The following is a 16536-nucleotide window of genomic DNA, read 5'->3' on the forward strand; positions in this document are numbered from 1 at the left end:
CAATGGAACGGCGGACTGGGATGTCATGCGGCGGATCGGGAGTCCTTCTGGGGCATGCAAAGCTCACGCGCAGTGATCTTTCCGCCGGTCAACTCTTCAGCCTTGAAAGCTTTTTCTGCACGCATCGGGTGAATCCCGGCGACCCAGTACGAAACTGCTGCTTGGGATACGTCGAGCGCTGAAGCGGTTTTGGTTTGCCCGCCGAAGAAGTCGACGAGCCTTTCGATAGGGGTCATGTGAGAACCCTCCTGATAAGCCTGCTTATATCCTATGAAGAAGGAGGCTTATTTGCAAGCGCATAAGCGAACTTATAGATTTGCGACCATGACTACGCTCGCCGAACGCATAAAAGATGCCCGCCGACACGCAAAATTGACCCAGCGCGCTCTGGCGCTGAAGGTTGGCGTTGAGCAACCTGTAATTTCTCAACTCGAAACGGGAAAAAATCTGCAAAGCGCCCATTTATCGAAAATTGCCCACGTATGCGGCGTGAATTCGATATGGCTTTCCGACGAAATTGGGCCGATGACGGGCAGTGAAGAGGACACGGGCGAGCTAGGCATTAGCCTGGATGGTCAAGAGAGCAATTTTGACTCTATAGCGTTTAAAGCTGTCCAGAACCTTGGAGGCATCGTTACTCCGCGAAGCCTGGCGGCAATTCAGCGAATTGAACAAGCCGCTATCGCCGGACGGCTTAAAGAGACGGATCTAGTATTACTTGAAGGGATTGCTGCCCGCTTTGAAGAACTCAACAAAGACAAGCCTTGAGCCAATTGGCCATGCCGATGTCACGACCATCCTTGGCCGTATTGGCGAGGGCAGTGACGGCGAGACCTACAAAGCCGAATTACTGAGCGACTCCGGTGAGACTGTCACTGGTTACGTTAAGCTAAGCCTTGACCCTCGAAGAATTATTGCTGAATTGACTACCGCTCAAGTGGGGCGGGCTTTGGGCATGAAGATTCCTAGACCCTTTGTGGTTTTGCTTGATACCGCAGACTTAGAAGAATTCGAATCTTCATTTTCTGGTCGTGGAGTAATGGTTTGTTTTGCGAGTCAGCAAGCCGGAACGCGCAGTTATAGCCTTGAACGTGCAATGCGTAATCCAACGCATGCCTTCGCTAAAGCCGTACATAGTCAATTTGACCTGGATGGAACAATCGCGCTTGACGAATTCGTGGCTAATGATGATCGCCATCAAGGCAACATTATCTATGCTCCTGGAAAGCAAGAGTTCTGGCTGATCGACCATGGAAGATCGTTGACCGGGACCTACTGGGACATGTGGGGCCTAGACGATCCTGCCATTGAGGTGAGAAATCTTTTGGTAGACCATAGCGTCGCTGAATGGGATGAAGCGGTACGAAACAGGATTCTCAAAAAGGCCCATGGGCTAGTTAACAAATGTGCGTCACTCTGCCTGGATGAGCTTGACCAGGATGGCTATTTCGCCAAAATTGACCCAGCCACGGATAGGCAGGACATCATCAATTTCCTGCGCGAACGAATTCATCACACGGTGCCACTGCTATGCAATCGTCTCCAGTTGGGCCATCTGTCTTTGACGCAGCCGTAACTTTCCTAAAAGGCCGATCATCACGGAATTTGGTCAGTGCTCGCTGGATGGCGATCCAATTAGAGCCAATCACTTTTTCCGGTGAGCGGATCACTTCGGGCGTTGCGATAGTCCCTGACGATGGTTCCGCACCAAGGGTCATTGGTACGCTATCCGCAGAGCCGCTCGAAAAGGTTTTTGGCCGATACGGAAAGGATTTATTTAACCTTGCGGGTAGCGTGAATGCTGAGCTGCAAGCTTATCTATCAACAGGCGGACAACTGAAAAACTGGAGCCCGGAAATGGACGGGGTCTACATGGGAAGGATAACGCCGACAAAAAACACGTCGCTTGCCGCCATCATGCAGTCAGCCCTAACGCACTCCTCGATCTTCAGCGCCAAAGCAAATGACTCTTCTCCAGGAGTTGAACCGGGCGACCGTTCGTTAACCCGCTTCCAAGAAAAAATCAAGCAGATTGTAGTTGCCTCTAGGGAGGGTATGAAGATCCGCTTCAACCCTAAAGTAGCTCTATACGGAGGCAGAGCTAAGGTGCCTATTTCCTATGTAGGAACGCACCTAGCGATTAACTTAACCTCTTTAGATGTGACCGTGACGTCATGCTCGCAGCAGCGTGACGCAGCCCACCGCCGCATTAACCAGCTGCTAGCGCTCCGCGAGATCGACATCGGTCACAACAAGGATCACTTGATGCTCGGCCTGTGGATACCTGATCGCGAGCTGAGTCCTCACCAAGAGGATATCTTCGGAGCCTATTCAACAGAACTTGAATTCGCCTCTAACCGCGCAGGTATTGAATACGTTTTGGCAGATGGCGGAGTAGACCAGACAGAGGCGGCCATGCCGTTTGCTAAGCGCATTTTAGAAGACGCATAACCTGCCCTATTCCACTCCGGATGAAAAACCCGCCCAGAGCGGGTTTTTTTTCGCTCGCCAAAAATAATATAAGCATGCTTATTGACTGGCTCGATAAGCTCACTTATATTTTATCCATCGCAGCAACATACAACCACTGCGAAGGGCCTCCGCCCGCCGCTCTTTGGTTTCACCCCATGCCGGATCACCACCGGCCCAGATTCAAAGGCAGCGATGAACCGGCCTAAACGGTTCAGAGGGTTGGCAACTGACCCGGGCGTGCAGCGTAAAGCGCCAAGAACAGTTATCCAGCGGGAAAACAAGCCGAAAGGCCCGCGGCTGGAAGAACAATTGATTCAAGCCGGTGACCGACGCCAGTAGCGGGTTACCGCGGAAGTTTTCACTGATGCACCCAACTGCAGCTCGGTCGGGTGCATTGGGAAAACAATCGAGGGCACAGCAGCATGCAAATCAATCAGCAGAAAACGGTGCAGGTCGCCGTGACCGAGTTGCACCTTTACATCAAGGTTCGCGACGGGTTTGCCGCTGGCCTGAAAGACGCCCAGGGCGAGGAAGTCGGCAGCTATGAAGGCTACGTACCGGACTTTTTCCCCGGCCAGCATTACGGCGACTACCTGATCCTGAACATCGACTTGGAGACAGGACAGATCAAGAACTGGAAGAAGCCAGTCGCCGCCGACATCGAAAAGATGATCGAAGCGAGCGACGACGACTGATCAGCCAGCGCCACGACAGCCTGTCGTTAACTGCCCGAGGCCCTGGTACTCCCCAGCACCAGGCCGCGTCGGAGCGCGCTACCGCGACTCTGCCGGAACACGCATGAACTCCTTCAGTGGGCGCACAGTTCTCTCTGCCCGCTCCCCAATAACAGGCTTGCGATCTTCTTTAGTGGGCTTGGGATCTTCTTTGATGTTTGCAAAGCACCCCGTCATCAGTCGACTGCTCCTGTAGTCGCTCGGTAGCTCAGCATAGTGTCCAAATGTGCAGTTTTCTTCGTTAACGATATAGGCGGGATCTTCCGACCAAAACGAAAAAAACATCATAAGCAGAAACATTGATTGCAGTCCTTTGCGCATTTTGGACCGGCTTTGTAGCAGCCGCCGAATTCAACAACAACCCCCTTCCGCGCCTCTACCCGTCAGCACTCCTCCCCCGCGCCCATCGGCAACCAGCGGGAGGAATGAGTGTTGACGAATACAGGTGAACCAACGAATGGAGTTGACCATGAACCAAAGTCAGCACGCTTACTGCGATGTAGCGCTCGCAATGAATCAGCGCCGCAACATGGCCTTGGCGCTTTGCCTCGGCCTGGTCGGCTCCAGCGCACCGAAGACGTCGCCGTTGTTTCGGGTGATCCCGGCCGGCAATGAGTTCTTCCACGTCGTCGATTCCACCACCGGCAAGGTGAAAGGGTTTCGCCGCAACCACAACGAAGCCTGCGCCCTCGCCCGGAGCCTGGAGCGTACCCAGTGAGCTTCCAGCAGCGTGACCACGACACCGCCGTCGGATGGATCAATACCGAGCTTGCCGAGCTTCGCAGAGACGTAGGGAAGCCAAACGCAAGCGCCGGAGCACGCTCATCGATAACCCTGGCCTTCCTTCTGCGGGCTATCAGCGACACTGAGCAGCGAGAGTTTCAAGCGCGTATCGACGACATCTACAAGTCCTTTCGCGCAACAGCCGCCTAGCACCCATTCCAAAAATCGCCCACGGCGCCTTCTGATGCCGTGATGGAGGCTCTATGTCTCAAGAAAGTGAATTACCTCTCTCGGCGGCGGATCTGCGGACCATCGCTCACGCTGCGCCAACCGCCAAGATCGAGCGCGAAGAGCTTGATGCTGCCCTCCGCCAGGCGGAACGGGAGCGCATCGAAAAGCTTGGCGGCTCAGCGGAAATGGTGCTGGACCTGGAGGCAAAGCTGGCTGCGGCCGTCGATGACCGCAAGCGCGCCCAGGTCGAGGCGAACTACGCCAAGAAGAAGCTGGAGCAGGTTTTCGAGTCGGTCAGCACGGCAGTTGGCCGGGACGTGCGTCAACTGAGCATTGTGCACCTCGGCATGGCGCTGACCGACAGCAAGTCGAAGCTGGTCACGCTGGCCGGATACATCGACAAGGCGCGGACGCTGGATGACCTGGTGGTGCTCAAGCGAGTAGCCAGCAACCTCGGCGTGATCCATCCGCAAACCATGGCACAGGCCGCCCAGCTAATGGGCTTGAGCCACAGGAGAGCTGTATGAGCCCGGCAATGGCCGCCCAGTTCGACTGGATGACGATCGGCGCCTTCTCGCCTGAGCGATTCACCGGCGAGCAGCGCAAAGAGTACGAAGAAGCCGCGCGCCGCATCCAGCGGCAGTGGGATAACCAACCAAACTGAGGAAACTCAAATGTTCAAGAAAGCCGAACGCAAGCAGGCCAAGCTACGGCTGGCACTTGCCGGGCCGTCTGGATCAGGAAAAACCTACTCCGCCCTCCTCCTGGCCATGGGCCTCGGCGGGCGTATCGCGGTAATCGACACCGAACACGGCAGTGCTTCGCTGTACGCCGACCTGGTCGACTTCGACGCGATGGAGTTGCACGCGCCGTACTCGCCTGAGCGTTACATCGAAGCGATCGTGGCAGCCGAACAGGCTGGCTACGAAACGCTGATCATCGACAGCTACTCGCATGAGTGGACCGGCTCCGGGGGGTGTCTGGAGCAGAACGAGACAGTGGCCCACCAGAAATTCCGGGGCAACACCTGGGCGGCCTGGAATGAGACCACGCCGCGCCACCGGAAGCTGACGGACAAGATCCTCACCAGCTCGATGCACATTATCTGCACCATGCGCAGCAAGACGGAGACGGTTCAGGGCGAGGGCAAGAAGATCCTCAAGCTGGGCATGAAGTCCGAGCAGCGCGACGGTACCGATTACGAGTTCACCGTGGTGTTGGATCTCACGCACGACGGTCACACGGCAACGGCCAGCAAGGACCGTACAAAGCTGTTCGGCCAGCCCGAGCTCATCAGCGCCGATACCGGCGCGCGACTGCTGGCCTGGCTGAACTCTGGTCTGAATCCTGAGGACCGCGCCAAAGAGCAGCTGGTTGACGCGATTGCCGATATCGCCAGCGCGCCGGACATGGCCGCTCTGGAGTCGGCCTATAACGCCGGACGAGTCATCGTTCAAGGATTCGACAACCTCAAGCCCTCACTGGTCGCCGCGAAGGAGATCCGCAAGGCTGAACTGAACAAAGCGAGGCAGTCAGCATGATCAGCAATCACCTCAGCATGGTCGAGCAGCAGCGCCAGCACGCCGAATCAATATCGGAGCGGACGGCGCAGTACTTGGCGGCAGGCGGGCAAATCGACCAGCTCCGCAGCCCGCCGCGCAATCCCCTGCCACCGCCCCGCTCACAGAAAATCGATCCTGAAACGATCCTCAAGCGAAAGCCCAAAGCTCTCACTGCTGCGGATCGAAAGGCTCTCCGGTTAATGGCGGACTCACTATGAGCAAGCGCAAACCGCACAACCTCAAGGCACGTATTGACCGGTCCTGCCGGTCGCTGCTGGCATCCAACCACGTCGCGGTGGTGAACATCGACCCCAGCGGCCGCCAGGGCATGATCAATTACAAGTCGCTGAAGAACATCGCGCCAGGGAAGATCGGCCAGGCCGTCTGCGGAATCCCTCATCGGTGGACGATCTACCTCAGTGCGCTTTGCATTGATGCCCGAGGCGACCGGTACAGCAAGTCAGTTGAGGTGGCGCCCGATGGAGTCTACCTCTCCGACCACCTGGAAGACGTGATTGAGCATTGCTACAAGAAGCTGCGCGACGAGGCCAATCAAAGCCAGATGGTGGCTTCCGGCTGGATCGCCATCCCTGAAGCGATATCGCTGGACGAGGCACACGCCGCGCGGATCTTCGAGGCCGTCGGCGCATGGCGCCAGGTGAAGGTCGATTCATGCGCCGCGTAGCCCGAATCCAGCAACGCAAACGACAAACCTGGCTCGCACTGCCGGCCAGTGGAATAGAAGAGGTAGGCCATGGCCGAGGAAGAGCACCAGCCGACGGCGGAAGCCCTGAAGCAGCGCCGCAAGCGCGAGAAGGCAGCAGCGAAAGATGCCGCATTGGGCGTCGAGAAATTTACGGTTGAGGTGGCCTGCGTATTCAAGGCCGACCTCAAGCGCCTGATGAAGCAGCACGGGTTCAACAATCAGCAGGAAGTGTTTCAGAACCTACTGCGCAACGTGATCGCCGCCGACCTCGAAACAGCGTCGCAGATGCTCAAGTGTGTCACGACACCGTTTGTTGTTACTGAAAAGGTGTCGCAGCTTATTCGTGCGGCAGGCCTGAAGTCACTCGCCCAGGATCCGCCAGAGCCTGATGACGAAATTGAAAGGCCCATGTACCCAGCTCAGCCGCAAAAAACTTCGCGAGAAGCGGATAAAACCTTAACCCTTAGAACTTATCCTTCAAGTGGAACAGATAGTTAACAGCGGCGACCTTTTGATGCGGATCACCCTGATCCTTGCTATTCATAATCGCGAGGTGCGCCTCTTCAAACACGCTGTATGCAGACGCTTTCATTTCGTTTGACCTAAGGACTGCCATCAACAAATGTTCTAGTGCGTCAATCTGGGCTTGATTTGTCATATATCTCACCTTGATCCGGCTCCATGCCGGCCCCCCGTAATACCCATAACAGAGAAATTGTCTGCTCAGTCGCAAACTTTTCGTCCTACGTGTTCGGATATCGGAGTAGGTCTTCATCAGCAGTGCTCAGAACTGGAACGTGATCCAGCCTAGGCATTGACTCTAGTGCATGTCGAGTTGCGAGAACGTCGAAAACGCGCCCTCGTTGAATCGCGAGCAAGGATCGACTAACCCGGAAGACTTTGCAGCCAGGACAGTCAAGCTCGAGATAATCGCCATGAGTAGGATTTACTTTCGCTGGCGATCCACAAACCAAGCATTCCATGTTGCCTCCTTGAACGTGTTGAGTGCCGGTCACCCGTAATACCCCATATCAACGAATCACGCCAGCCGGCGAGGCAATCGGCTGTCTGGAGTAATTATGAATCCCTATCTGATAACCGGCCCGGCCCAGATCGGCATCAGTGGTGGCCGCACTAGCGGTCACATGGTCTACAAGATCCTCGAAGCACACGGCGGAACCCTGCCGTCTGATGTGCACCTGTTCTTCCAGAACACTGGCAAGGAACGCGAGGAAACACTTGTGTTCATCGACCAGATTGCCAAGCGCTGGAACGTGAACATCGTTTGGATGGAATGGTGCCGCGTGTACGGCCAGTCCGATGACGCGCCGTGGTACAAGCTGGTGGACTTCGAAACGGCCAGCCGCAACGGCGAGCCCTTCACCATGATGCTCGAGTATTACGCCGCATACCGGAAGGCCGAGAAGAACCTGCCGCCAGTGCTGCCGAACTTTTCGAACAACATGTGCACGGCTTACCTGAAGGTGAAAATCGGCGAGAAGCACATGCGTGCGCTGGGCTACACCGAGTGGGACTGCGTGATGGGGATACGCTACGACGAGCCGAAGCGATACCACCGAATGATGGCCGCCAATGATCGCGGCGGCACCCGCTGGGAAAATGTATGCCCGTCCTACATCGCCGGCGTCACCAAAGATGAGGTCGGTGCGTTCTGGGCAGCCCAACCCTTCGACCTGGGGATGGATTCAGACTTCGGCAACTGCGACCTGTGCTGGAAGAAGAACGAGGCCAAGCTGATTAGGACCATTCAGGAAGACCCGTCCAGGGTGATCTGGTGGTCTGGTACCGAGGAGCGGTTTGGTCAGCCGTTCCGGCAGGACCGGCCAAATTATCGGTCGCTGGCCTGGTCTGCAGATCAGCGTGCCAAGCAGACAGATTTCGACTTCGACTATCTCTCCGAGGAGGTCGATTGTTTCTGCGGCGATTAGGTTAAAGTGATTCTCCAGCGATTCTCATGTCCTCAGCTTGCAAGTGCTCCTCGTGAAGTACTCTACAATACCCTTTTACATACTCTTCAATTTGCTCAATCCCGCCTAATTGGGAGGGCAGTTCAAGCATGCTAGGCCCAAAGCCATTTAAATATGGATATATGCCATGGATATATACCCTATTTGGCAATGGCCACCTGTAGTCATCCCACACATACCGCCGATACACTTCGGCGTCTTCGAACAGGAGAGGTTCATAGGGTTGCCTCTTCATTTCATAAACTTGAGTTGCCAGCTGAGTCTGGGTTAGCTCGGCGGACAATATTCCAGGCGGAACAGGTAAGCGTGACCTAATCAGCCCAACAAGGTCGCGCTTAGCACGCAAAACACGAACCACATCAGGTCGTGAACTCCCTCCTGCTTTCATCCACTCAGGTATCTTTGCTGCTACGAATGCGCCGAAATTTACAGCATCCTTTAGATAGCTAAGATCCCTAGCAAGTTGAGGCGTTAGCTCAGCTACAGGTATCTGGGATAGCTGGTCTGTGAGAGCCTGCCAATCGCGACCGCGGTGAAATATTTCGTAACGCATCATCTCCTGCCGCTCGCGCTCTGGGCAGTAGAACAGGTTCGCGAGAAGATGCAGCGACTCAGTGGCATCATCTGAGATCACCCGAAGTATTTCAGCCAGTGATTTGCGCCTGAGCTCTATTGAACGTTTGCTGTGCCAAATAGGGAAATACGCTGCGACAACGATTGCTGCAATCGATCCAAAAGCCTGCACCCAACTAGCAAGCTCTGAGCTAGTTGGCTTAACCAACATAAAAACAATAAAAAACACTGAAAACAGCGTGATCACATTCGGAATCGACACGCCCTTTCTAAAAATTTTACGAAAAACACTACCCATAGATAACGCGCCCCTCTCCTGCCAGAAGCATATAACACAGGTATCCCCATGCCCACAGAAAACAAACCAGCAGACCCGTTCGGTCCGAACGGCCGCACCTTTCACATCCATCTGAGTGTTCGCGGCGCAATCCGCGATTTCAGCAAGCGCCAGCTCAAAGGCATGTTCCGCGTTGATGGCAGGGAATGCACCGCCGACGAGGCGAAGGATCATCTGCTCGAAGCGCTGGCCCAGGGCAAGGAAGTACTTCCATTCGGTCCGCCGTGTGAAGGATTTGATTTCACCGGCGGCGGATGCCCAGGCCATGGCAAAGAGGCAGCATGAAGCGCATCTACCTGAGCGGCCCCATGACTGGCCTGCCCGGCCTCAACTTCGCCGCCTTCCACGCAATGACCACCAACCTGCGTGCTGGCGGCCACATAGTCACCAACCCCGCCGAGATCAACCCCGACGGCGGCACTTGGAACGATTGCATGCGCCGCGACATTGCCGCGCTGATGAACTGCGACACCGTGGCCACCCTGCCCGGTTGGGAGCATTCAAAGGGTGCCCGTCTGGAAGTCCTGATCGCCGAACGCCTCGGCATGACGGTTGTGAATGCCCATGATCTGGTAACGAGCGAGATTGCTGGCTGATCAGCCTTCCTTCTCGAGCCAGTAATTCATTCGTGCCTCTGGGTCTGTGACTGCTTCCTGACAACTGTCTGAGTACTTGTTCATTAAAATCGAAAAGTTTGCGATGTCATTATCCAGTTCCTTGGTCATCGATTTGACCGCCATTTCGACTCTTGCTTCGGTCACTTTCTTACTCGTCAGCGACCTCGATCCCACATAAGCACGATTAGCGGCTTCGTCGAATTGCTTCGCTGCTTCAGGCTTGGTACGCGAAACTATCTCCGATGTTATTGAGTAATAAGCTGCGCACTCTGCATATTCGTGTGCAAGGTTATTCGACGCTCTTTCAGGATCGTATGCCGCGGCGAACCCCATCGGGAGCATAAGTAGAAACGAAATATATCTGAGCACGCTGAGCATCCTTTCGCTGCGATGAGCCGCATCAAATACACCATTCAGTCATCGCTGGTGACCGGCAGGCCAAGGCGTTGAGTTAGTAGCCCAAAGGAAGGGAGTTGTTTAACTCGCGGCTAAATGCGACAGCCTACCGATCAAAGCCCACAGCAGGAGGGCCCGCTCCAAAAGAGTAATAGAGCGTCTGCCACGCAACACCCCAACAACAAATATCTGAAATGCATGTGCGACATGTCATTTCTAGCACATCCCACGGCCTCGTCTAGGTCGATTTTAAATAAACCCCTCCCCCCCTTCAAAGTCAGCCGCTATAGCGGCAAGGACGAAGTCATGCCTGAAGAAATCAAATTGATCCAAGCAGCCCCGGTCGTGCGCGATGAATACGGCATGTTCGCTCACCACGACATGCCCGACTTCGACGAGGGCGACGGTGACAAGGTCAAAGCCTGGGTTGCCGAGCAGTCGTTGGAGGTGCAGATGGTGAGCCTCGAATACCACAGCGACGAAGCCGTCTCTGAGCGCTATTTCGAAGCCGGCGACTCGGATTGCAGTTACTGGGAGCCAGACCGGCCTGATGGAGAAGGCTGGTTCTGCCTGGCGATCCACGACACTGATGACGGCCCGGTTTGCTGGTGGGCGCGCCGGGAGGTTGCAGCATGACCGCAATCAAAGAACGCCCCATCCTGTTCTCGGCGCCGATGGTGCGCGCCATCCTGGAAGGCCGGAAGACGGTCACGCGCCGGCCAGTGAAAGGATTCCAGATCCCTACCGAGGACACAGCAACTCCGGTTGGCGATCGTCAGCGCTGGAGCGCAATAGGCCAGCGAGACCCGCGCTATGGCTTCTGCGTATTTGGATCAACCGAAGCAGAGTGCGCCAAGGAGCTGGAAGAGTACGCACCTTGCCCATATGGCCGACGCGGAGACCGGCTGTGGGTGCGCGAGACGTTCGGCCTGCAGGTCCGACATTACGGCGGCGGCACCGGTGAACACATCGTTTATCGCGCCACCAACCCTGACGCCATTTACTGCAAGTCGGCAGAGGGCCAGGAGTACCCAGTCAAATGGAAGCCAAGCATCCATATGCCACGGCACTCCAACCGCATCCTGCTGGAGATCACCGACGTGCGCGTCGAGCGGCTGCAGGACATCAGCGAAGAGCAGGCCAAGGCCGAAGGTGTGCGCCTCTACACCGATCATGCTGAGCTCGGTGATTGGTGGCACGTTGAGGGGATCGAGACCTACAGCGCCGACCCTCGAAAGTCTTTCGAACTGCTCTGGAACTCTGTCGGCGGCGACTGGGACGCCAACCCATGGGTCTGGGTGGTGGAGTTCAAGCGGGTGACGCCATGAGCCTCCGCCAGCAGATCACCACCTACATGAGCGGCGCCGGCGGTTCCCGCGACAACTGGTTCTGCACTTGGTGGTTCCACTTCCACATCGAGCCGTTCACTACCAAGCAGATCCGCCGCGAGCTTGAGCTGATGAAGCGCGAAGGTCTGGTTGAGTCGGACCACAGCCAGAGCAACAACACCAAGTGGCGGCTCACCAAATACAAACCTGATGGGGTGACGCCATGATCGCCACCCTCTGGTTCGCCTACGTCTTCATCTACAAGGGGCCAAGGCCATGATTAACGGCAACCATGCAAAACTTTTGCGTTGCATAAACCCTCTCATAGATTTCTCCTCTTGATTTCAGGCGTCAAGGCGCGAATTGAGTCCAGCTCTTTTTCTTCAGTAATGCAGTATCGAGTAGCAATGTTTAGCAAAGTAAAAAGGGACAGGGCAACTTCAGGAGTGTCATTAAGATTCAAAGTACCGGGATGAACAGATTCATTTCCAAAAATACGGATAGTATCAAACGCCTTCAAAACTCTTGAGGGAAGACCTTTTTCAACCAGCTCTCCAATCTGTTTGTGAATATCTCCTTTCTTTCCAAGCAGCTCTTGACACAGCTTTTGAACGCAGAGCCTAAGCAATGCGGCAGATGCGCGCGGCGAGCATTTATAAACTTGGCGCGCCTCTTCAAAGTCAACCTTTATACTATCTGGCATATCCGCCTCAGCCATGGGGGCGATGCATGCGTCTGGATAAATAAGCTTATCCTTCGGATTCAAGAGAGTTCCTAGCGTTTTCGTTGCCGAGTTAGATTTTTCCTCTCCCAACCAGACACTCGGCTGCTTGCAGCCGTGACAAACCGAAAGACTTACCGGCGAATACTCATTTGGGGTCAGCAGTAGGTGATTCCATTTCATAGCTGAAAACGCACCGCAACGAGGGCAGGTAAAGCTGTCCGAGCGATATACCGGCGCTGTGTAGTTACGACTCATAATTCTATTCTCGTAGATTTAACCCTTGAATCTTAGAGAGTTCTTCAGAGTTCAGCCAGACGTATAGCGAAATAGTGGTTTTGGGCCGTTAACCTCAGATCGTGTAATTGTTGTGTCGCTGCTCCGCCCTTTTTAATCCCCATACATGCCTGCCGATGAGCGGGATCAGGGCAACTAGCTGTCGACCCATCTCTCGGCTGCGGACATCGCTTCCGATATCGCCGACTGGTAATCATCCCAGGGGCCGTACAGGTCAGCAGCAACTTCGCCTAGCCCGCTGATAGGCGCGGGCTCGACCACGGTTACCGACCGAGGACTTTTGTCGTTTGGGCGCCCCCACTCGAACTTTAGGAAAAGGATGTGCCTTCGATATTCGTGAGCAATTGGGGCATCCAGATGATGAGACACGCGCACGACCAATGGACTAAAGAGCAGACCTTCTCCTTCTTCCAACCATAGATACGGGGGCCGTAGGCCACCACTCCACTCCACTCCACTCCACTCCACTCCATACCCTTACATGCCCGCCGGTGAGCGGCGGGCTAGGTATTCCTATGCCTGAAATGACCTACGACCAAAAGCTGGTCGATTACGCGACAGCGCCCAAAGCCACTGCGGGGATCATCAGCCAGATCGAAAACGGCAACTTCGTCAATCACTGGTGCGGAAAGCTGCGTGGAAAGTTCGTGCAAGTCGGCCCGACCTGGAAGGCCTCCACCAAGCAGCAGGCGCTGGAATCCGCGCGACTGTTCCGGGAGAAATGCCGGCACGAAGCGAAAGCCAAAGGCCTTCTCCCGACCTAACCCACCCTCTGTCGCCCAGCGCGACAAGGACAACTCTTGAGCAACGACAAGGCACCGCCCAAAGCAGGCGGTTGGAGGTAGATATGGACGGAATTCAGTTCCTGTCGCACGAAGATGTTTGCGAACTTACCGGCGCTAGAACCAAGGCCGGCCAGATTCGAGTCCTATCTCGAAACGGCATACGCCACACCATCAAGCGCAACGGTTGGCCATGCGTAATATCGGCATCGCTGCTGGCCAGCCCAAAAGATCGAAAGCCCGAAAAGGCCGAATGGCAACCAAGGATGGGAATTCAGTAAATGGCACGACGACCCACTAACCCCGGCAGCATCCCCCGGCTGAGAAAGCGACTGCGCCCCGGGGGAAGGGTTTATTACTACTACGACGCAGGCGACAAACCGAGAAAGGAGATCGCGCTGGGTTCTGACTACGGCGCGGCCATCGTTGAATACGCCCGACTCGAAAAGAGCCGAGCAGCCAGCGCACTGGTCGGCGCCGTACTGACATTTGAGTACGTCGCAAACAAGTACATGGAAGAGGTAGTGCCCACTAAATCAGCGAACACACAGAAGGACAACACTCGCGAGCTGAAACAACTTCTAATTTTCTTCAATGACCCTCCTGGCCCGCTTGAGGCAATAGAGCCAAAGCACGTTGTTCAATACCTGCGTTACCGTTCTAAGACTGCGAAGGTGCGAGCAAATAGGGAGAAAGCGTTGCTAAGCGCGATCTGGAACTTCGCCAGGCAGAGCGGTTACACATCACTCGCCAACCCGTGTTCGGGCATCAAAGGGAACAAAGAAACAGGCCGGGACACCTACGTCGAGGACGAGATGTTCGCATCCGTTTACTTGCATGCCGATCAGCCGCTCAAAGACGCGCTGGACCTGTTCTACCTAACCGCCCAGCGTATAGGTGACACGCTCAAAATGGATGAGCGCGACTTGCTGGACGGCCAACTGCTGATCAAGCAAGGAAAGACCAGCGCCAAAAGGCGCATTGAGGTGGTCGGAGAGCTAAAGGTCGTAATCGATCGGATCATGGAAAGGAAGAAGGGGCACAAGATTCGATCAACCAGGCTAGTCGTAATGGACAATGGCCAGCCGATGACAGCAAGCATGCTGAGGGGGAGATTTGACGCGGCAAGGCTCAAGGCTGGAATTGAAAAGTCCGCTTTCCAAATGCGCGACTTGCGCGCAAAAGCTGCTACGGACAAAGAGGAATCAACAGGAAGCATTCGTGACGCGCGTGACCAGTTGGGGCACACAACTGTCGGCATGACAGAGCAGTACATCCGACGCCGTAAGGGGCTGAAAGTGCTCCCAACCAAGTAAAAATCCGTTCCGCAATTCAAATAGCCCCCTTGTAAACAAAGGCCTCGAAGCGAGTCATCGCAGAACTATTGCGGACCGAAAATAACTCCAAGCTATTGATTTAAAACAACTTACCCTCGGACTTAAAATCCCCCGCTCGTAAGGGCGTGCCGGTTCGATTCCGGCTTCGGGCACCATAGATATCAAGGGCTTGCATGATGAACTTCATGCAGGCCCTTATCTTTTGTGCTCCGCAATTTTGGGCGCAGCTGCGCAACTCACCCATCCCGGCGTCCTGCCGATCGAACACAAACCCTACCGCTGCTATCAAAATCCGCCTGATCGCCCCTAGATAATGCCTTCACTCGAAGAAGTATCTTCTCAACCACTCATGTGTGCCGCGTAGCATTCCCGGTCGGGAGCTGACGAAGGGCTGCAAGGGCAGCCTGTTGACCTTGTCTTGCCTGGGCGCGCACAACGACGGCTGTACGCGCCACCCTGCAAAATGACACGATAGCCCCTCGCCTTCGTCAGTAGGAACACAGGATGTTCAGTCACGTAACCGTTGGGACAAACGATCTTGATAAAGCCGCTACCTTCTATGACGCGGTGCTGATCCCTCTGGGGCTATGCCGCCGGGTTGTAACACCGGATGGAGGGCCTCTTGCCGCATGCTGGGTTAAACCCAACAGCCCCCTGCCACGCTTTTATGTTTACTGCCCTTACGATCTCAAAGAGGCCATCGCGGGAAATGGCAGCATGGTGGCTTTCTGCGCACCACATCCAGACTCTGTCGACGCAGCCTACGCCGCAGGCCTTCGTGCTGGCGGTGTCGATGCGGGTCAACCAGGGCTACGCCCGCATTATGGCGACGGCTATTATGGCGCGTACCTGCGTGACCCGGATGGCAATAAAGTGCACATAGTCCATCGTGGCGATTTGCACTTGCCTGCGTAAGCGCGACGCCCAGTGCTCGATTCAAGCCGCCAAGCGCGGGCTTTTTTGTGTCGGCCAAAACACTGGGTCAAAAGAAAATCGACGTTGTTTGCTACTGGTCAGGTATGCCGCCGCTCATCAAACGTGCCTGGCCGAGCTGAAACGACGACGGTACTCCGTTGGCGTGCGTCTATCGTTGATCAGCCTCTTCCTGCGTTACCAGATACTCAACAAAATCCAAGTAAGACGCCCAGCTATCAGGCTCTCTCATCAATGGTTCCTTGCCAAGACGACACACGTCAGTTGCATCACACCAGAGCACGCGTCCCGATTTGGAGTCGCAGTCCATCACAATCAGGCTCTCAGCGGGCTCCCCGAGCACAAGGTAACTGGATGAAAGCTCACCATATTTTCTCAGGCGCTGGGTTTCACTGAGGACATTCGTTGGCGACTGATACCCGATTTGATGCAACGGCAGGACGTAAATACCACTGCCATCAAAAAAGTTTGCGACAGATCTAAAGGTTTGGGGAAGCGTCATGCCCAGTTCATGTTCAAGATTGTCGATAAAACTCAGTTCGACTGCACGAACGCCAATCAACCACTCGAATTTGCGCCTGACCATTTCCAGATTGGGCATAAGGCCCTCCATATCGGGCGCCATCAATACGTTTCATTGATACCCTTCAACGCCCGCGTCCCCCCAGGCTACGTCTTGCCAAAAAACCACATCACAAATGCAACCGCGCTGACCCATCCCAGTGTCAGCAAAAACGAAAGACCCGCAAGCCGCTTATCCATAGTGCCCCGTCGCCGGTTTCATTGATCGAGATACGAT

26 protein-coding genes are annotated in these 16536 nt (G+C 55.2%); 21 read left to right on the plus strand and 5 right to left on the minus strand.

Translation table 11 applies throughout. The features are described 5' to 3' along the window. Positions 1-23: 23 nt before the first annotated feature. A complete protein-coding gene (locus AC07OV_RS03970) occupies positions 24-236 on the minus strand; it encodes a transcriptional regulator (protein WP_495091614.1) in 213 nt (70 codons plus the stop codon). 88 nt (positions 237-324) lie between these two features. Here AC07OV_RS03970 and AC07OV_RS03975 point away from each other — a divergent pair, with 88 nt between their 5' ends. The 12 genes from AC07OV_RS03975 (at position 325) to AC07OV_RS04030 (ending at position 8377) form a co-directional block, all read left to right on the plus strand. Continuing rightward, the gene (locus tag AC07OV_RS03975) at positions 325-768 is read left to right on the plus strand and encodes a helix-turn-helix domain-containing protein (protein WP_495091615.1); all 444 of its coding nucleotides are present in this window, start codon (positions 325-327) and stop codon (positions 766-768) included. Continuing rightward, positions 719-1576 carry a HipA family kinase gene (locus AC07OV_RS03980; RefSeq protein ID WP_414892507.1) on the plus strand — a complete coding sequence of 286 codons (858 nt, stop codon included), beginning with the start codon at positions 719-721 and terminating at the stop codon, positions 1574-1576. The genes AC07OV_RS03975 and AC07OV_RS03980 overlap by 50 nt, the downstream gene beginning before the upstream one ends. Positions 1577-1623: 47 nt before the next feature. Further along, positions 1624-2451, plus strand: a complete 828-nt coding sequence (locus tag AC07OV_RS03985) for a hypothetical protein (protein WP_495091616.1) — start codon at positions 1624-1626, stop codon at positions 2449-2451. A gap of 443 nt (positions 2452-2894) precedes the next feature. Next, positions 2895-3167 carry a hypothetical protein gene (locus AC07OV_RS03990; RefSeq protein ID WP_495091617.1) on the plus strand — a complete coding sequence of 91 codons (273 nt, stop codon included), beginning with the start codon at positions 2895-2897 and terminating at the stop codon, positions 3165-3167. Between the two features lie 508 nt (positions 3168-3675). Next, the gene (locus AC07OV_RS03995; RefSeq protein WP_495091618.1) at positions 3676-3924 is read left to right on the plus strand and encodes a hypothetical protein; all 249 of its coding nucleotides are present in this window, start codon (positions 3676-3678) and stop codon (positions 3922-3924) included. A gap of 268 nt (positions 3925-4192) precedes the next feature. Further along, the gene (locus AC07OV_RS04000; protein ID WP_495091619.1) at positions 4193-4687 is read left to right on the plus strand and encodes a hypothetical protein; all 495 of its coding nucleotides are present in this window, start codon (positions 4193-4195) and stop codon (positions 4685-4687) included. Further along, on the plus strand, positions 4684-4824 hold the full coding sequence (locus AC07OV_RS04005; protein WP_495091620.1) for a hypothetical protein: 141 nt from the start codon (positions 4684-4686) through the stop codon (positions 4822-4824). The genes AC07OV_RS04000 and AC07OV_RS04005 overlap by 4 nt, the downstream gene beginning before the upstream one ends. 10 nt (positions 4825-4834) lie before the next feature. Further along, a complete protein-coding gene (locus tag AC07OV_RS04010; RefSeq protein WP_495091621.1) occupies positions 4835-5701 on the plus strand; it encodes an ATP-binding protein in 867 nt (288 codons plus the stop codon). Beyond that, positions 5698-5940 carry a hypothetical protein gene (locus AC07OV_RS04015; protein WP_495091622.1) on the plus strand — a complete coding sequence of 81 codons (243 nt, stop codon included), beginning with the start codon at positions 5698-5700 and terminating at the stop codon, positions 5938-5940. The genes AC07OV_RS04010 and AC07OV_RS04015 overlap by 4 nt, the downstream gene beginning before the upstream one ends. Then, entirely contained in the window at positions 5937-6407 is a 471-nt protein-coding gene (locus tag AC07OV_RS04020; RefSeq protein ID WP_495091623.1) for a hypothetical protein, read from the plus strand. Before AC07OV_RS04015 ends, AC07OV_RS04020 begins: the two co-directional genes overlap by 4 nt. 69 nt (positions 6408-6476) lie before the next feature. Continuing rightward, a complete protein-coding gene (locus tag AC07OV_RS04025) occupies positions 6477-6926 on the plus strand; it encodes a hypothetical protein (protein WP_495091624.1) in 450 nt (149 codons plus the stop codon). 581 nt (positions 6927-7507) lie between these two features. After that, a complete protein-coding gene (locus AC07OV_RS04030; RefSeq protein ID WP_495091625.1) occupies positions 7508-8377 on the plus strand; it encodes an adenine nucleotide alpha hydrolase family protein in 870 nt (289 codons plus the stop codon). A 1-nt stretch (position 8378) separates the two neighbouring features. Here the strand turns inward: AC07OV_RS04030 and AC07OV_RS04035 are convergent, their stop codons facing one another. Next, a complete protein-coding gene (locus AC07OV_RS04035; protein ID WP_495091626.1) occupies positions 8379-9287 on the minus strand; it encodes a hypothetical protein in 909 nt (302 codons plus the stop codon). A gap of 48 nt (positions 9288-9335) precedes the next feature. On the opposite strand from AC07OV_RS04035, the gene AC07OV_RS04040 reads away from it, so the two are divergent. Together AC07OV_RS04040 and AC07OV_RS04045 are read left to right on the plus strand one after the other, a co-directional pair. Then, a complete protein-coding gene (locus AC07OV_RS04040; RefSeq protein ID WP_495091627.1) occupies positions 9336-9611 on the plus strand; it encodes a hypothetical protein in 276 nt (91 codons plus the stop codon). Continuing rightward, positions 9608-9922 (plus strand): DUF4406 domain-containing protein, encoded by a 315-nt coding sequence (locus tag AC07OV_RS04045; protein ID WP_495091628.1) that lies wholly within the window; start codon positions 9608-9610, stop codon positions 9920-9922. The genes AC07OV_RS04040 and AC07OV_RS04045 overlap by 4 nt, the downstream gene beginning before the upstream one ends. Here the strand turns inward: AC07OV_RS04045 and AC07OV_RS04050 are convergent, their stop codons facing one another. After that, complete coding sequence (locus AC07OV_RS04050; RefSeq protein WP_495091629.1) at positions 9923-10321, minus strand: hypothetical protein; 399 nt, start codon at positions 10319-10321, stop codon at positions 9923-9925. A 324-nt stretch (positions 10322-10645) separates the two neighbouring features. Between AC07OV_RS04050 and AC07OV_RS04055 the strand changes: the two genes are divergently transcribed. The 3 genes from AC07OV_RS04055 to AC07OV_RS04065 are packed head-to-tail and all read left to right on the plus strand — an operon-like array spanning position 10646 to position 11894. After that, a complete protein-coding gene (locus AC07OV_RS04055; RefSeq protein ID WP_495091630.1) occupies positions 10646-10975 on the plus strand; it encodes a hypothetical protein in 330 nt (109 codons plus the stop codon). Continuing rightward, a complete protein-coding gene (locus AC07OV_RS04060) occupies positions 10972-11667 on the plus strand; it encodes a hypothetical protein (protein ID WP_495091631.1) in 696 nt (231 codons plus the stop codon). The genes AC07OV_RS04055 and AC07OV_RS04060 overlap by 4 nt, the downstream gene beginning before the upstream one ends. Continuing rightward, positions 11664-11894, plus strand: a complete 231-nt coding sequence (locus tag AC07OV_RS04065) for a hypothetical protein (RefSeq protein ID WP_495091632.1) — start codon at positions 11664-11666, stop codon at positions 11892-11894. The genes AC07OV_RS04060 and AC07OV_RS04065 overlap by 4 nt, the downstream gene beginning before the upstream one ends. A gap of 95 nt (positions 11895-11989) precedes the next feature. On the opposite strand, the gene AC07OV_RS04070 is transcribed toward AC07OV_RS04065, so the two are convergent. Beyond that, on the minus strand, positions 11990-12646 hold the full coding sequence (locus AC07OV_RS04070; RefSeq protein ID WP_495091633.1) for a DUF4145 domain-containing protein: 657 nt from the start codon (positions 12644-12646) through the stop codon (positions 11990-11992). Positions 12647-13200: 554 nt separating this feature from the next. On the opposite strand from AC07OV_RS04070, the gene AC07OV_RS04075 reads away from it, so the two are divergent. The 4 genes from AC07OV_RS04075 (at position 13201) to AC07OV_RS04090 (ending at position 15719) form a co-directional block, all read left to right on the plus strand. Beyond that, positions 13201-13449 carry a hypothetical protein gene (locus AC07OV_RS04075; protein WP_495091634.1) on the plus strand — a complete coding sequence of 83 codons (249 nt, stop codon included), beginning with the start codon at positions 13201-13203 and terminating at the stop codon, positions 13447-13449. Between the two features lie 83 nt (positions 13450-13532). Next, positions 13533-13748 carry a DUF4224 domain-containing protein gene (locus AC07OV_RS04080; protein WP_101270851.1) on the plus strand — a complete coding sequence of 72 codons (216 nt, stop codon included), beginning with the start codon at positions 13533-13535 and terminating at the stop codon, positions 13746-13748. Continuing rightward, positions 13749-14783 carry a tyrosine-type recombinase/integrase gene (locus tag AC07OV_RS04085; RefSeq protein ID WP_495091635.1) on the plus strand — a complete coding sequence of 345 codons (1035 nt, stop codon included), beginning with the start codon at positions 13749-13751 and terminating at the stop codon, positions 14781-14783. Between the two features lie 525 nt (positions 14784-15308). Further along, positions 15309-15719 (plus strand): VOC family protein, encoded by a 411-nt coding sequence (locus tag AC07OV_RS04090; RefSeq protein WP_495091636.1) that lies wholly within the window; start codon positions 15309-15311, stop codon positions 15717-15719. A gap of 169 nt (positions 15720-15888) precedes the next feature. Here the strand turns inward: AC07OV_RS04090 and AC07OV_RS04095 are convergent, their stop codons facing one another. Then, positions 15889-16338: an SMI1/KNR4 family protein gene (locus AC07OV_RS04095; RefSeq protein ID WP_495091637.1), complete on the minus strand. Its 450-nt coding sequence runs from the start codon at positions 16336-16338 to the stop codon at positions 15889-15891. Between the last annotated feature and the right edge of the window lie 198 nt (positions 16339-16536).

It is taken from the genome of Pseudomonas sp. GW821-FHT09A09 (assembly GCF_059418405.1).

What these genes read in the sequence shown, in the direction of transcription:
- AC07OV_RS04035 (WP_495091626.1), bottom strand. Translation starts at nt 9,287, where the DNA reads ATGGGTAGTGTTTTTCGTAAAATTTTTAGAAAGGGCGTGTCGATTCCG.
- AC07OV_RS03990 (WP_495091617.1), top strand. Translation starts at nt 2,895, where the DNA reads ATGCAAATCAATCAGCAGAAAACGGTGCAGGTCGCCGTGACCGAGTTG.
- AC07OV_RS04080 (WP_101270851.1), top strand. Translation starts at nt 13,533, where the DNA reads ATGGACGGAATTCAGTTCCTGTCGCACGAAGATGTTTGCGAACTTACC.
- AC07OV_RS04050 (WP_495091629.1), bottom strand. Translation starts at nt 10,321, where the DNA reads ATGCTCAGCGTGCTCAGATATATTTCGTTTCTACTTATGCTCCCGATG.
- AC07OV_RS03985 (WP_495091616.1), top strand. Translation starts at nt 1,624, where the DNA reads ATGGCGATCCAATTAGAGCCAATCACTTTTTCCGGTGAGCGGATCACT.
- AC07OV_RS04010 (WP_495091621.1), top strand. Translation starts at nt 4,835, where the DNA reads ATGTTCAAGAAAGCCGAACGCAAGCAGGCCAAGCTACGGCTGGCACTT.
- AC07OV_RS03970 (WP_495091614.1), bottom strand. Translation starts at nt 236, where the DNA reads ATGACCCCTATCGAAAGGCTCGTCGACTTCTTCGGCGGGCAAACCAAA.
- AC07OV_RS04015 (WP_495091622.1), top strand. Translation starts at nt 5,698, where the DNA reads ATGATCAGCAATCACCTCAGCATGGTCGAGCAGCAGCGCCAGCACGCC.
- AC07OV_RS04005 (WP_495091620.1), top strand. Translation starts at nt 4,684, where the DNA reads ATGAGCCCGGCAATGGCCGCCCAGTTCGACTGGATGACGATCGGCGCC.
- AC07OV_RS03995 (WP_495091618.1), top strand. Translation starts at nt 3,676, where the DNA reads ATGAACCAAAGTCAGCACGCTTACTGCGATGTAGCGCTCGCAATGAAT.
- AC07OV_RS03975 (WP_495091615.1), top strand. Translation starts at nt 325, where the DNA reads ATGACTACGCTCGCCGAACGCATAAAAGATGCCCGCCGACACGCAAAA.
- AC07OV_RS04045 (WP_495091628.1), top strand. Translation starts at nt 9,608, where the DNA reads ATGAAGCGCATCTACCTGAGCGGCCCCATGACTGGCCTGCCCGGCCTC.
- AC07OV_RS04060 (WP_495091631.1), top strand. Translation starts at nt 10,972, where the DNA reads ATGACCGCAATCAAAGAACGCCCCATCCTGTTCTCGGCGCCGATGGTG.
- AC07OV_RS04020 (WP_495091623.1), top strand. Translation starts at nt 5,937, where the DNA reads ATGAGCAAGCGCAAACCGCACAACCTCAAGGCACGTATTGACCGGTCC.
- AC07OV_RS04040 (WP_495091627.1), top strand. Translation starts at nt 9,336, where the DNA reads ATGCCCACAGAAAACAAACCAGCAGACCCGTTCGGTCCGAACGGCCGC.
- AC07OV_RS04030 (WP_495091625.1), top strand. Translation starts at nt 7,508, where the DNA reads ATGAATCCCTATCTGATAACCGGCCCGGCCCAGATCGGCATCAGTGGT.
- AC07OV_RS04025 (WP_495091624.1), top strand. Translation starts at nt 6,477, where the DNA reads ATGGCCGAGGAAGAGCACCAGCCGACGGCGGAAGCCCTGAAGCAGCGC.
- AC07OV_RS04075 (WP_495091634.1), top strand. Translation starts at nt 13,201, where the DNA reads ATGCCTGAAATGACCTACGACCAAAAGCTGGTCGATTACGCGACAGCG.
- AC07OV_RS04095 (WP_495091637.1), bottom strand. Translation starts at nt 16,338, where the DNA reads ATGCCCAATCTGGAAATGGTCAGGCGCAAATTCGAGTGGTTGATTGGC.
- AC07OV_RS04090 (WP_495091636.1), top strand. Translation starts at nt 15,309, where the DNA reads ATGTTCAGTCACGTAACCGTTGGGACAAACGATCTTGATAAAGCCGCT.
- AC07OV_RS04070 (WP_495091633.1), bottom strand. Translation starts at nt 12,646, where the DNA reads ATGAGTCGTAACTACACAGCGCCGGTATATCGCTCGGACAGCTTTACC.
- AC07OV_RS04085 (WP_495091635.1), top strand. Translation starts at nt 13,749, where the DNA reads ATGGCACGACGACCCACTAACCCCGGCAGCATCCCCCGGCTGAGAAAG.
- AC07OV_RS04065 (WP_495091632.1), top strand. Translation starts at nt 11,664, where the DNA reads ATGAGCCTCCGCCAGCAGATCACCACCTACATGAGCGGCGCCGGCGGT.
- AC07OV_RS04000 (WP_495091619.1), top strand. Translation starts at nt 4,193, where the DNA reads ATGTCTCAAGAAAGTGAATTACCTCTCTCGGCGGCGGATCTGCGGACC.
- AC07OV_RS04055 (WP_495091630.1), top strand. Translation starts at nt 10,646, where the DNA reads ATGCCTGAAGAAATCAAATTGATCCAAGCAGCCCCGGTCGTGCGCGAT.